We start from the raw sequence: 12,416 nt of genomic DNA, 5'->3' as shown, positions 1-12,416 counted from the left end.
CCCCCCCCCCCCCCCCCCCCCCCCACCACCGGTAGCGCCGGGCCATGCCCGGCGAGCGCAGCGGCAACAACAACCCATCATTCCAGGTCCACCACCTCGAACGCCTCGCCAAACTGCGCGTGCGCCCGCCACAGCGTGGCCAGGTCCTGCCCACTGACCGGGTCGATGAAGCCCGGCACGATGTCCGCCAGCGGCTTCAGCACGAAGGCATGCTTCAGTTCCGGGCGCGGAATGCGCAGGTGGCCGGGGCCTTCCACCACCAGGTCGCCGTAGAACACCACGTCGATGTCCAGGGTCCGGTCGGAGAAGCGCGGCCCGCTGCGGTCGCGGCCGTGCGCGTCTTCCAGCGCATGCAGCCAGTCGTCCAGTTCCTGCAGCGGCAGATCGGTCTCGATCGCCACCGCATTGTTGAGGAAGGCCGGGCCATCGAAGCCGACCGCGGCGGTACGGTAGGCCGGCGAGACCTGCAGCGCGCCGAAGCGCTCGCGCAGGGCCGTCACCGCGGCGTGGAGGTAGCGGCGGGGCTGGACGTTGCTGCCCAGGCTCAGGAGCACGGTGGTCATGCGGTTCAGGTGGCAGCGATGGGGGCGTGGACATGCCGTCGTCACGGCGGCCTGCCTACAATCCGGGACGCACATGATAGGGCACCGACATGACCTATTGCGTTGGAATCGAGGTGGACGAGGGCCTGGTCTTCGCTGCCGACACCCGGACCAATGCCTCGCTGGACGATGTGCGCGTGCATCGCAAGCTGCACGTGTTCGAGTATCCCGGCCAGGCAGCCTACGTGCTGATGGCGGCTGGCAACCTGGCCACCACCCAGCTGCTGGTGTCGCGCCTGGGCCGCGACGCCGCAGAGCGGCGCGTGCCCAACCTGCGCGACATGACCCACCTGTTCGAAGCCGCCGCGTATGTGGGTCAGCTGCTGGTGGACAGCCAGGTGCACAGCAGCCACAGCGAACACGGCCATGACGGGGTCAACACCCAGGCCACGCTGATCTTCGGCGGCCAGATCGCCGGCGAGCGGCCCGGGCTGTACATGATCTACCCGCTCGGCAACGCCATTGCCGCCTCGCCGGAGACGCCCTACCTGCAGATCGGTGAATCCAAGTACGGCAAGCCGATCCTGGATCGCATCCTCAGCCCGGCCACGCGGCTGGAGGACGCCGCGCGCACGGCCATCGTCTCGCTGGACTCCACCATCCGGTCCAACCTGTCGGTGGGCCTGCCGATCGACCTGGCGCTGCTGCGCGACGGTGAACTGCGTATCGGCCGGCAACTGCGGCTGGGCGCGGATTCAGCGCTGTATGCCGATATCCACCAGAACTGGTCACGGCGCCTGGAACAGGCGGTGGACGCCCTGCCGCGGTTCCCCTGGGAAACCGTGGATTGATCGACCTGACCTGCCGCCGGGCCATCGGAGGCCAACTGCAGCTGGTAGCCCTGGCTGGACAGCGCGTTGCCGAGCAGCGACAGGCGCGTGGCTTCCCCATCGACCACCAGGATCGACTGGCCGCTGCCCAAGGCCACCAGCTGTTCGATCGGCTCGCTGCCGTCGATGATCTCGTGCATCGGCAGGCGCAGTTCGAAGCAGGTGCCTTGTCCCGGCTGGCTGCTGACATGGATGCTGCCACCAGCGCCCTCAACAATGCGCTTGCAGGAGATCAGGCCCAGGCCAGTGCCATCTGCCTTGGTGGTGAAGAATGGATTGAACAGGTGCGACAGCGTGTCCGCATCCATGCCAATGCCTTCATCGGCAACGCAGATACGCATCCAGTCCACGCCATCGCGCTGGCCGGCATGGCTGGCGGTCAGGCTCAGTCGGCCGCCGTTGGGCATCGCCTGGATCGCATTGAGTGCCAGGTTCAGCATGACCTGCTGCAGTTCGGTGTAGTTCGCATCCACCACCAGGCCTTCGTCCTGCACCTGCAGTTCCAGGCGCACGGCATCAGGCACGTTGCTGCGCAACAGCAGGGCCACCGCATCGAACAGGCCCTTGATCTCGATACGCTCGCTCGGCTTGCGCGAACCGCGCACGAACGACAGCATCGATTCGGCCATCTCGTGGCCGCGGCGGCCACACTCGGCGATGACGTCGGCCAGGTGGTGCAACTGCGGATCGTCGGTACGCGCCTTCAACAGGTCCGGCATGATCAGCAGCGGCTGCAGGATGTTGCGCAGGTCATGGCTGAGGCCGGCGGCGAGCAGCGACAGGCTTTCCAGGCGCTGCGCGCGCATCAGTTCGGTCTCCACCCGTGCGCGCTCTACGGCGCTGCGGGCATCGCGGATCGCACGCGCCACCGCCGACGGCAGGCGCGCCGGCTGGTGCTTGATGATGTAATCGTTGGCGCCTTTCTGCAGCGCCGCCACCGCGTTCTCCTCACCCATGGTGCCGGAGACGAAGATGAAAGGGACTTCCGGCGCCGTCTCGCGCACGATGCGCAGCGCATCATCACCGGAAAACCCCGGCATGCTCAGGTCGGACAGCACGATGTCCGGCTGGAACGCGGCCAGTGCCTGGCGCAGCTCCGCCTCGCTCTCGACGCGCTCGAAACGAGCGTCCAGGCCCGCATCGAGCATCTGTTCGGACATCAGCTCGGCATCTTCCGGTGAGTCCTCCACCAGCAGGATGCGCAGCGCCCCCAGGGCAGGACCGGTCAGGGGCATGGGCTCACTCGAGTTCCGGTGCCTGGTTGATCAACGCCCAGAACTTGCCCAGGGTCTGCACCGCACCGAAGAACTGGTCCACGTCCACCGGCTTGACCACGTAGGCATTGACCCCCATGTCCCAGCTGCGGGCCAAATCACTTTCCTCGCGCGAGGACGACAGGATCACCACCGGCAGGCGCTTGAGTTCTTCGTGCTCGCGGATCTGCCGCAGCACTTCCAGGCCGTCCATGCGCGGCATCTTGATGTCCAGCAGCAGCACCGCCGGCAGGCCTTCCTCGCGGTTGGCGAAGGCGCCGCGGCGCAGCAGGTAGTCCATCACTTCCACGCCATCCTCGACGTGCACGATGGGATTGGCCAGACGCGCCTCTTCCAGGGCGTCGATCGCCATTTCGGCATCGGCCGGGCTGTCTTCGGCGAGAAGAATGGTGCGCAGAGTCGTCATGCAGAGGGACCTTGTTTGTCCGCGTCGGTCGCGGGGGGCAGGTAGAAGTGGAAGGTGGCGCCGACGTCCGGTTCGGCCTCGGCCCAGATACGGCCGCCATGGCGGGTGAGCACGCGACGGACGCTGGCCAGGCCGATACCGGTTCCGGGGTAGTCGCTGGCCTTGTGCAGGCGCTGGAACACACCGAACAGCTTTCCGGCATAGGCCATGTCAAAGCCTGCACCATTGTCGCTGACCGTGAACTGATGGCCGCCGTCGGGCTGGGGCTGGTAATCCACGCGGATCTTCGCCGGTTCGCGGTTGCCCGAGTACTTCACCGCGTTGCCAAGCAGGTTCAGCCAGACCTGGCGGATCATGTTCTCGTCACCCACCACGATCGGCAGCGGCGCGATGTTCCACTCCACCTGGTGCACGTGGCCGCTGGCCTCAGCCTCGGCCTGCAGATTGGAATCGAGCATGGCGCGGGTATCGGCCACCAGCGACTGCATGTCCACCGCCTGGTGCCGCATTGCCGCACGGCCCAGCCGCGAATAGACCAGCAGGTCGTCGATCAGCGCAGCCATGCGCCGCGCCGAACTGGAGATCACTTCCAGGTAATGGCGGCTCTTGTCATCGGCCGCATCGCCGAGATGGCGCGACAGCTTGTCGGAGAATCCAGCCACGTGGCGCAGCGGCGCCCGCAGATCGTGCGAGACCGAGTAACTGAAGGCTTCCAGTTCCCTGTTGACCTCGGACACCTGTGCAACCTTGCCTTCCAGCTGGCGGTTCAGTTCCTCCACACGCAGCTGCACCGCACGCTGCACGGTGACGTCGCTGACCGTGAGCAACACCACTTCGTCATCGGTGTCCGGCAGCGGCATGCGCCGCGCGTTGAGCAGCATGTAGCGCACCAAGCCATCGGCGGTGCGCTGTTCATGCTCGAAGTCCCAGAGTTCCCGGCCGCGCAGCAGCACATCGGACAGTCGCTGGCGCATCACCGGGTCTTGCCACGCACCGTTGCCGACGTTATCCAGCACCAGGCCCTCGGCGCGCTCATCCTGCAGACCATACAGCTCGGCGAAAGCAGGATTGTGCAGCTGCACGCGCAGATCGCGGTCGAGCAGCACGATCGGCTCGCGCACCGTCTGCAGCACCGACGCTGCACGCGCGGCCGAACGCAATGACTGCCGCTCGGCGTGCAGGCGGCGGCCGATCTGCCGCTGCAGCAGCCACAGCACCAGGCCGAGCAACGCCAGCTGGACTACCAGCGAACTCCACGACACCAACTCGGTCTGCTTGCGCTGGCGGGCGGCCTGCTCGGCGCGCTGTGCCAGCAGCTTCTGCTCGCTGGCCTGCAGTTCCTCCACCAGCCCGCGGATCGGATAACGCGTGCTCAGGTCCTGCACCAGCTCGCGCTGGTCACTGTTGGGCTCTGACTTTGCCAGTTCGCGGGCAAGCGCCATGCGCCCTTCCAGCATCGACTCGATGCGGCCGATGCGGATCAGCTGCTCAGGATTGTCGCGGGTCATCCGGCCCAGTTCAGCCAGGCGACCGGGAAGTTCATTGGCTTTGGCCATGCGCTCGCGCAGGCCAGGCGCGTCCACGCCCTTGGACAGGGTCAGCGCGGCCGATTCGACATCGCGTACATCGGCCTGCAGCTGCTGCAAGGCCACGCCGACAGCCTGGGTATGATTGACCCAGGCCATCGCATCTTCGCTGTCCTGCTGCAGGTGGCGCAGTGTCAACCACGGCACCACGATGATCGCTGCGGCGGCCAGCGCCAGGGCGGGCATCCGCCAGCGGTCCCAGATGTCATCACTGAAAACCAGCGCCATAGTTCCTCATCAACACGGCCGCAAAGCATGGGCCGTACCCGGCCCCAGTGCGGCGGAACCGGCAATATAGCGCAGGCGGGTCAAAACTCTGGAGTTTCCAGCGCCGCTGGCTGAACGGCTGGTACTTCGGCGCTGTACGGCCGAGCCCACGGTCGGCTGGAACCCAACGGCAGCCGAGCACGGCTCGGCGTCACGCGGGAGTGGGCGCCCCCCATACCGGGGCGCCCACTCCGCCAGGTCAGCGCTTGGCAGCAGTGCTGACCTTCAGTGCAGCGGCATCGACGCGGGTCACGCCCTTGATGCCCTTGGCAGTGGCAACCGCCTTGTCCTTCTCGGCCTGGGAGGCCACCGCGCCGCTCAGGCTGACAACGCCGTTCACGGTTTCCACCTTGATCTCCGTGCCCGGAACGTTGCTGCTGGCCAGCAGGTCGGCCTTCACCTTGGTGGTGATCCAGGTATCGGTCACAGGCTCATTGGAGTCATGGCGATCAGCATGCGTGGCCGGATGGCTGCTGGTCGGCGGGCTCTTGGCAGCGGGATCCTTGGCAAATGCAGCCGAGGAGGACAGCGCCAGGCCCAGCGTCAAGGCAGAAGCAATCAGTGTGCGGGAGGTATTGCTCATCGTGTCGTACTCCTTCGGGATGTGCTGCCAGTCTGGACAAGCCGCCGTAGAGCAGGCGTGGCGCTGCGGTCATGCCGCCGTGAATCGGACTGTTTCCTGGGGCAACGGTTCAGTTTGGCCTGCCACCACCCGTCGTATACCCTGCCCTTCCCACAGCCGGAGCTCTGCCAATGCGCCCCGACCTGCAACTGGCCCTGATCGGCTACGGCCTCGCCGGCCGCGTCTTCCATGCGCCGCTGATCCAGCACACACCCGGGCTGGCGCTGCACAGCATCGTCAGTTCGCAGCGCGACACATTGCTGCGCGCGTTCAGCGACGTGCACGTGCGTGCGATGCCGCAGGACGTGTTCGACGATCCGGCCGTGGACGCGGTGGTGATTGCCACACCGAACGCGCAGCACGCGCCGCTTGCAATCGCGGCGCTGGCCGCAGGCAAGCACGTGCTGGTCGACAAGCCGTTTGCGCTGGATGTCGCTGAAGCCGAAGCGGTACTGGCTGCGGCACGCAGCGCCGGCCGCATCGCCACCGTGTTCCAGAATCGGCGCTTCGATGCGGATTTCCTCACCCTGCAGGCGCTGCTGGCCGAAGGCGCACTGGGCGACGTGGCCGAGTGCCATGCGCATTTCGACCGTTACCGGCCGCAGGTGCGCGATCGCTGGCGCGAGCAGGACGGGCCCGGTAGTGGCCTGTGGTACGACCTGGGTCCGCATCTGCTGGACCAGATGCTGGTGCTGTTCGGCTGGCCCGAGGCGGTCGATGCGGATCTTGCCGTGCTGCGCCAAGGCGGCAGCGGCATCGATTACTTCCACGCCGTGCTGCACTACCCGCGGCATCGCGCGATCCTCCATTCCGGTTCATTGGTCGCGGCACAGACCCCGCACTTCAGCGTGCATGGCAGCAAGGCAAGCTGGATCAAGCACGGCCTGGACGTGCAGGAGGCGCAGCTGCGCCGCGGTGTGGCACCCGGTGCGCCAGGCTGGGGTATCGATCCGCGGCATGGTGAGCTGGTACGCTGCGATGCCGAAGACAACGTGCAGCGCACGACGGTGGACAACCTGCCTGGCGACTACCGGCGGCTGTATGCGCAGTTCGCCGCGGCGATGCACGGCGACGGCGAAGCTACGGTCAGCCCGGTGCAGGCATTGCAGTTGATGCGGCTGCTGCAGGCCGGCATGGACAGTGCGCGCGAAGGGCGGCGAATCGCGTTGGGGTGATCGGCAGGGCTGCGCCCTGCACCTGCAGAAGCGGTAGTGCCGGCCGCTGGCCGGCAACCTCAACAGCAAAAGCCGGCTATCCGTGGGATGGCGGGGTGGGTCGGGTTGCGGGGGACGCCGTAAATCCGTCCCTGGAGGCTTGGCCGCGCCATCCATGCCGCAGACACCCCCGCAACCGCCCCCACCTGGCCTTCGGCACTTTCCCGCGATCTGCCAGTAGATCCACGCCATGCGTGGATGACGTGCAAACAATCGGAAAATGCTTTTGCAGAGTCGAGCCATGCTCGACTGCCCCTGGCGCCATGGGGGTCAGCGCCCTTTCCTGCGGAAAGGGGTCCGACCCCGATTGCTTACGACTTCTTGATGGCGTGCCCACCGAACTCGTTGCGCATCGCCGACAGCAGGCGGTCGGTGAACGAGTTGGATTCGCGCGAACGCAGGCGTTCCAGCAGCGACAAGGTGATCACCGGGGCCGGCACGTCCAGCGCGATGGCTTCGGCGACGGTCCAGCGGCCTTCACCGGAATCCTCCACATACGGCGCGATGCCATCCAGCGACGGATTGCGCTTGAGTGCTTCGGTACTCAGGTCCAGCAGCCACGAACGCACCACGCTGCCGTGCCGCCAGACTTCGGCCACCTGGGCAAGGTCCAGCTCCATCTCCTGCTTGCGCTCCATCAGCGCGAAGCCTTCGGCGTAAGCCTGCATCATTCCGTACTCGATACCGTTGTGCACCATTTTGGTGAAGTGGCCAGCGCCGGATGGGCCGACACGCGCCCAGCCGCGGTCCTCGGCCGGTGCCAGCGTACGCAGCAGCGGCGCGATCTGCTCCACCACCGGCGCTTCGCCACCGACCATCAGGCTGTAGCCCTCCTGCAGGCCCCACACGCCTCCGCTGGTGCCGCAGTCGACGTAGCCCAGGCCGTCCTCGGCCAGCGCCTTGGCGCGGCGGATCGAGTCCTGGTAGTTGGAGTTGCCGCCATCGATGACGATGTCACCCTCGGCCAGGTGCGGGGTCAGCTGGCCCAGCGTCTGGTCCACGGTTTCGCCGGCCGGCACCATCAGCCACACCACGCGCGGCACCGGCAGCGCGGCCACCGCGGCGGCCAGCGAATCAACCACCTCCAGGCCGGCCTCGGCGGCGCGCTGGCGGGCGCCTTCGCCCGGGTCGTAGCCGACCACGCGGTGGCCGCCGCGATGCAGGCGCTGGGCCATGTTGGCGCCCATGCGGCCGAGGCCGATCATTGCAATATCCATTGTTTCACCTTCAGTTGGGGTCTAGGGTCGGGCTGCCTGGCCTGCCGGTAGCCGCGCAGTGGCGCAGCTGCGCCTCGCGCCAACGCCGGTAGAGCGTGGTATGCAGATTGTGCACCGCCAGGTCGATCGAAAAGGGGGTTCGCGGGTTGCGGTCAAGCAGGCGGGCGATGTGGTAGCCGATGGGACGTATACCGCGCGGATGCACATAGATCACGAACTGCTGGTAGAACGGATCGTCCAGCAGGCGGTCCATGCGTGCCAGCGTGGCGTGGTAGCGCGGCGCAAGCGCCGCGCGCACCTCAGGGTCGCGCTCGAACAGCAGGCGTTCGAAGTAGCGCTGGCCAGTGCGCGGGATGTCCTGCGCGAGTTTCCATAGTTCGACGTTGCGCTGGTCGTACCAGGCCAGGCCGCCATGCGTGGCCAGCGCCCGCGCAGCGTCCTCGCCCACCTCGACCACCACGAAGTTCTCGGCCTGGTTGCTCAGGTCGTCCAGCGTGCCCTTGTCGTATGCATGCTCGATGAAACCAGGCACACCGACGAACGCCTGGCGCCCCATCGCCGAGGTACGCACTGCCTTGCCATCGGCGAAGAAATCGCCGGCATGCGCGCCAAGCAGGATGCTGTCGGTCCCATGCAGGGCGAGAAAGGTTCCGATCGACAGCTCATCCGCAGAGAACTCCGTATCGAAGGCAGTATCGCCATACAGCTCGCGCTGGGTGGCCAGCTGCGCGACCTGGCGGCCGACACCGCATTCGGCACGCACGGCACCGTTGTAGAACGCCTGCAGCGCCTTGCTGTTGCCCGCGCTGGGAACGAAACCGCGGCCAAGACTGTGCGTACGCTGCCAGCCTTGAGCGCGCGGGCCCTGCAGGCCGAAACCGATCCAGCCCATCTGCAGGCCGGAGAAGCGGAAGCGGGTGTTGGCCTGCAAGGCCGAGGCGGCGCGTTGCGTGGCCGCCCCCAGCTGGAACGCATAGGCGCAGATCGTGGCCGGATCGTCCAGCAACTGCTGCAGCAGCGCCTGGCGTGCAGCAGCGGACATGTGCGCCGGCCAGCGCACGTGCAGATCGCCTGCTGCCTGCGCCTCGGCCAGCGACGCACGGGTGCACACCGCGCCACCATGCACCTGCGGCTCCTTCAGCGCAGCCTCGTCGAAGCGCCAGCCCAGCCGCAGCAGCAGCCCCTGGGCGCAGTCGCCGGCTGTGGCCGCCACGCCCATCACAGGCGCGAGCAACAGGGCCGCGCCCATCAGCCAGCCGTGCACGTTCACCCTTGGTCCGTGCGGACCGGCGCGGGCTCAGGAACTGCTGCGGGTGGTGGCGGCGGTGGCGTGCCCGCAGCCTGTGGCAGGTACTGCTGCAGGCGCTGGAAGAAACGGCGATAGAAATCGGCGTCGGTAACCGTGCTGCTCGCCACTTTCACCAGCGAATCGTCATTGCTGCCGAACGGCAGTGATACCGAGCCCAGTGCACCGACGCCGACACTGGCGGACGTCGGGCTCTTCTTCAACGCATAACGGTCCTGCACGGCGCTTACGAACACCAACGCCTGATCGCCCCGGGGCGCACAGGAGATGCGCAGCACCAGCTGCTCATGGTCGTCTTCGCGCGGCTGGAAGTTCTTGTTGCCTTCCACCTGTGCGTCATCGGCACGGGCGATGGCGTACCCCTGGCTGAGCAGGGTGCGCCGCGCCGCTTCACAGGCATCGCCGGGGCGACCATCGACGGTACGCGAGAACGTGTCGCCGGAATCGAAGGATTCGCGCAGCAGCGTGCTGTCTGCGGCACGGCCACCACAGGCCGACAGGATCAGGGCGCTGCCAAGCGCCACAACAGCACTGGAAACGAGGGAGGACCGCATGGGTGCTCCTGCGAGGACGGTACCGGCAAGGGTAGCCCCGTTGCTGTGTGCGGCAGGTCGAAAGCACCCGCGTCAGGCGGCCCCGTTTGCAGCCGGTTCATGCACGAAAAAAGCAGAAGGCCGGCAATGCCGGCCCTCGGGTATCACATACCGTGTCCGGCTCAGTCCGCCCAGCGACCGGCGCCGGTCGACTGCGGCAGCACCTGTGCCGACAGCGGGCGGTCGTTGGCCAGCAGGTTCACCGCATCGGCCAGGATGGACGCCGACTCGCGCAGCAGCGGGTCCGGGCGCTTCTCGGCCGCCTTCTCGCGCGCGGCGTCCTTGACGATGTCGCGCTCGTTGCCCGTCAGGCCGTCATCGCTGCTGTCATCGGCCAGCGGGTCCAGGGCCAGGCCCAGCTCCTTGCGCTGCAGCTGGCGTTCCTTGCGCTGGGCATCCTGGCGCTCACGCTCGGCGCGGCGCGTGGCCTCGTTGAGCGAGATGTACTTCTTGGCCGCCTCGGTGCGGAACTGTTCCACGTCCTCGTTCCACCACTGGAACTCCTTGTCGGTGGCGATGCGTGCGTCGTGGCGGGTTTCCAGCTTCGGCAGCAGCGGCGCGAAGTTGCCGTATTGGGTGTGCGGCACGGCGGCGATGCGGGTCCACGGCAGGGCGTTGTCGTAGGTGCTCTCGCCGAACTCGGTGGCGTCGACACTGGCCGGGAAGGCCAGGTCGGGCACCACGCCCTTGTGCTGGGTGCTGCTGCCGCTGATGCGGAAGAACTGGGCGATGGTCAGCTTGACCTGGCCAAAGCGCTGGGTCTCGCCGCTCGGCCAACGGTCGAGGTCGACGATGTTCTGAACGGTGCCCTTGCCGAAGCTGGTTTCACCGATCACCAGGCCACGACCGTAGTCCTGGATGGCACCAGCAAAAATTTCCGAGGCCGAGGCCGAACCGCGGTTGATCAGCACCGCCAGCGGGCCATCCCACGCCACGCCCTGGTTGCGGTCGCTGTTGACGGTGACGCGGCCACCAGACTCGCGCACCTGCACCACCGGGCCCTGCTCGATGAACAGGCCGGTCAGTTCGATGGCTTCATCCAGCGAACCGCCGCCGTTGTTGCGCAGGTCCAGCACCACGCCGTCCAGCTTGTCGTTCTTGAAGCCGGCCAGCAGCTTGGCCACGTCGCGGGTGGCCGAGGCGTAGTCGGCCGCATTGCGGCGACGGCCTTCGAAGTCCTGGTAGAAGGTCGGCAGCTTGATCACGCCGATCCTGCGTGCCGGCTCGCCATTGGCGGCCGGGATGGTCATGGTCTCTCCCTTCGCGGCCTGTTCGGCCAGGCGCACCTTCTGGCGGGTCAGCACCAGGGTGTGGTGCTTGCCGTCGGCACCCTCGGCGGCCGGAATGAATTCCAGCTTCACCTGGGTATCCTTGGCACCGCGGATCTTGGCCACGACGTCGTCGATGCGCCAGCCGATCACGTCCTCGACCAGGCCGGACTTGCCCTGGCCGACGCCGACGATGCGGTCACCCGGCTTCAGCGTGCCATCCACTGCAGCCGGGCCACCGGCGATGATCTCGCGGATCACCACCATGTCGTCCTGCCGCTGCAGCTGCGCACCGATGCCTTCCAGCGAAAGCGACATCGCCTGGTTGAAGTTCTCGGCGGTGCGCGGGGTGAAGTAGTCGGTGTGCGGATCGACAGCGCTGGTGTAGGCGTTCATGAAGAACTGGAAGACATCCTCGCCCTTCAGCTCGTTGACCGACTTTTCAAGCGTGGCATAGCGCTTGTCCAGCGTCTTGCGGATGTCATCGGGCTTCTTGCCGGCCAGCTTAAGACGCAGCCAGTCATTCTTCACCGACTTGCGCCACAGCTCATCCAGCTCGGCGCTGCTGGCGGCCCACGGCACCTTCTTGCGGTCGTACTCGAAGCGCTCGTCGGTGGTGAAGTCCGGTTCCTGCTTGAGCAGCTTGCGCGCGTAGGCCACGCGCTCGCCGACGCGCTGCTTGTAGACCGCAAAGACCTGGAATGCCGGCTCCAGCTCGCCGCCGCGAATGGCCGAGGAAATGTTGGCTTCGAACGGCGCAAAGCGCGCCACGTCGGCCTGGGTGAAGTACTGCTTGCCGCCGTCAAGCGTCTCCAGGTAGCGCTTGAACACGTCCTTGGACGTGGCCTCGTCCAGCGCGCGCGGGCGGTAGGCATAACGGCTGTCGGACAGCAGGCCGTACACCAGCTTGGAGGTGGTCACCTGATCGGCGGTTACCGCAGCGGGCAATGCCGGCGAGTCGGCCTTGGCCGCCAGCGCCAGCGGCGCCACCAGCGCCAGGGCCATCAGGAATGCGGGGGCTTTGAATTTCATTGACGTGCTCGAAGGCGCCTTGCCAAGGGGGAGACTGCGGGGTGTTAAGACACCACGACAGTGCCGAAAGTTGCCGGGTTTGTCACCCGGCCGCGCTCGGTGGAAAACCAGCCTAGCCGGGCCGGTGTAGCAAATTGTGAATGCATGTAGAGCCGAGCCCATGCTCGGCTGGCCGGCAGCAAGCAGCCGAGCATGGGCT

At 66.9% G+C, this 12,416-nt stretch carries 10 protein-coding genes and 1 pseudogene; 2 read left to right on the top strand and 9 right to left on the bottom strand.

The genetic code is table 11. The annotated features are described in order from the left end of the window. Positions 1-77: 77 nt before the first annotated feature. Positions 78-563, bottom strand: a complete 486-nt coding sequence (gene folK / locus O0J15_RS18795; protein WP_308306107.1) for a 2-amino-4-hydroxy-6-hydroxymethyldihydropteridine diphosphokinase — start codon at positions 561-563, stop codon at positions 78-80. 89 nt (positions 564-652) lie between these two features. Here folK and O0J15_RS18790 point away from each other — a divergent pair. After that, positions 653-1,159, top strand: a pseudogene (locus O0J15_RS18790) (20S proteasome subunit A/B); the annotation flags it as partial. Here O0J15_RS18790 and O0J15_RS18785 read toward each other — a convergent pair. The 4 genes from O0J15_RS18785 to O0J15_RS18770 form a co-directional block, all read right to left on the bottom strand. Then, on the bottom strand, positions 1,087-2,667 hold the full coding sequence (locus tag O0J15_RS18785; RefSeq protein WP_308306106.1) for an ATP-binding protein: 1,581 nt from the start codon (positions 2,665-2,667) through the stop codon (positions 1,087-1,089). The pseudogene O0J15_RS18790 and the gene O0J15_RS18785 overlap by 73 nt on opposite strands. Positions 2,668-2,671: 4 nt before the next feature. Beyond that, positions 2,672-3,112: a response regulator gene (locus O0J15_RS18780; protein WP_005411057.1), complete on the bottom strand. Its 441-nt coding sequence runs from the start codon at positions 3,110-3,112 to the stop codon at positions 2,672-2,674. Further along, positions 3,109-4,926, bottom strand: a complete 1,818-nt coding sequence (locus tag O0J15_RS18775) for an ATP-binding protein (RefSeq protein ID WP_019660667.1) — start codon at positions 4,924-4,926, stop codon at positions 3,109-3,111. Before O0J15_RS18775 ends, O0J15_RS18780 begins: the two co-directional genes overlap by 4 nt. 238 nt (positions 4,927-5,164) lie before the next feature. Further along, on the bottom strand, positions 5,165-5,548 hold the full coding sequence (locus tag O0J15_RS18770; RefSeq protein ID WP_019660668.1) for a BON domain-containing protein: 384 nt from the start codon (positions 5,546-5,548) through the stop codon (positions 5,165-5,167). Between the two features lie 170 nt (positions 5,549-5,718). On the opposite strand from O0J15_RS18770, the gene O0J15_RS18765 reads away from it, so the two are divergent. Next, complete coding sequence (locus O0J15_RS18765; RefSeq protein WP_308306105.1) at positions 5,719-6,762, top strand: oxidoreductase; 1,044 nt, start codon at positions 5,719-5,721, stop codon at positions 6,760-6,762. A gap of 350 nt (positions 6,763-7,112) precedes the next feature. On the opposite strand, the gene gnd is transcribed toward O0J15_RS18765, so the two are convergent. From gnd to O0J15_RS18745, 4 genes are all read right to left on the bottom strand, one after another. Next, entirely contained in the window at positions 7,113-8,018 is a 906-nt protein-coding gene (gene gnd, locus O0J15_RS18760; protein WP_111098686.1) for a phosphogluconate dehydrogenase (NAD(+)-dependent, decarboxylating), read from the bottom strand. A gap of 10 nt (positions 8,019-8,028) precedes the next feature. Beyond that, positions 8,029-9,267 carry a hypothetical protein gene (locus O0J15_RS18755; protein WP_308306108.1) on the bottom strand — a complete coding sequence of 413 codons (1,239 nt, stop codon included), beginning with the start codon at positions 9,265-9,267 and terminating at the stop codon, positions 8,029-8,031. Between the two features lie 17 nt (positions 9,268-9,284). Beyond that, positions 9,285-9,878 (bottom strand): DUF2242 domain-containing protein, encoded by a 594-nt coding sequence (locus O0J15_RS18750; RefSeq protein WP_019660672.1) that lies wholly within the window; start codon positions 9,876-9,878, stop codon positions 9,285-9,287. Between the two features lie 161 nt (positions 9,879-10,039). Next, the gene (locus O0J15_RS18745) at positions 10,040-12,217 is read right to left on the bottom strand and encodes a carboxy terminal-processing peptidase (protein WP_019660673.1); all 2,178 of its coding nucleotides are present in this window, start codon (positions 12,215-12,217) and stop codon (positions 10,040-10,042) included. Positions 12,218-12,416: the final 199 nt, after the last annotated feature.

Origin of the sequence: Stenotrophomonas sp. Sm10, assembly GCF_030985515.1 — a bacterium.
Taxonomy (GTDB): Bacteria; Pseudomonadota; Gammaproteobacteria; order Xanthomonadales; family Xanthomonadaceae; genus Stenotrophomonas; species Stenotrophomonas hibiscicola.
This window is presented reverse-complemented; position numbering and strand designations above follow the sequence as displayed.

Coding starts and splice junctions, on each gene's coding strand:
- O0J15_RS18745 (WP_019660673.1), bottom strand. CDS start 12,217: ATGAAATTCAAAGCCCCCGCATTCCTGATGGCCCTGGCGCTGGTGGCG.
- O0J15_RS18785 (WP_308306106.1), bottom strand. CDS start 2,667: ATGCCCCTGACCGGTCCTGCCCTGGGGGCGCTGCGCATCCTGCTGGTG.
- O0J15_RS18765 (WP_308306105.1), top strand. CDS start 5,719: ATGCGCCCCGACCTGCAACTGGCCCTGATCGGCTACGGCCTCGCCGGC.
- O0J15_RS18780 (WP_005411057.1), bottom strand. CDS start 3,112: ATGACGACTCTGCGCACCATTCTTCTCGCCGAAGACAGCCCGGCCGAT.
- O0J15_RS18750 (WP_019660672.1), bottom strand. CDS start 9,878: ATGCGGTCCTCCCTCGTTTCCAGTGCTGTTGTGGCGCTTGGCAGCGCC.
- folK (WP_308306107.1), bottom strand. CDS start 563: ATGACCACCGTGCTCCTGAGCCTGGGCAGCAACGTCCAGCCCCGCCGC.
- O0J15_RS18755 (WP_308306108.1), bottom strand. CDS start 9,267: ATGGGCGCGGCCCTGTTGCTCGCGCCTGTGATGGGCGTGGCGGCCACA.
- O0J15_RS18770 (WP_019660668.1), bottom strand. CDS start 5,548: ATGAGCAATACCTCCCGCACACTGATTGCTTCTGCCTTGACGCTGGGC.
- O0J15_RS18775 (WP_019660667.1), bottom strand. CDS start 4,926: ATGGCGCTGGTTTTCAGTGATGACATCTGGGACCGCTGGCGGATGCCC.
- gnd (WP_111098686.1), bottom strand. CDS start 8,018: ATGGATATTGCAATGATCGGCCTCGGCCGCATGGGCGCCAACATGGCC.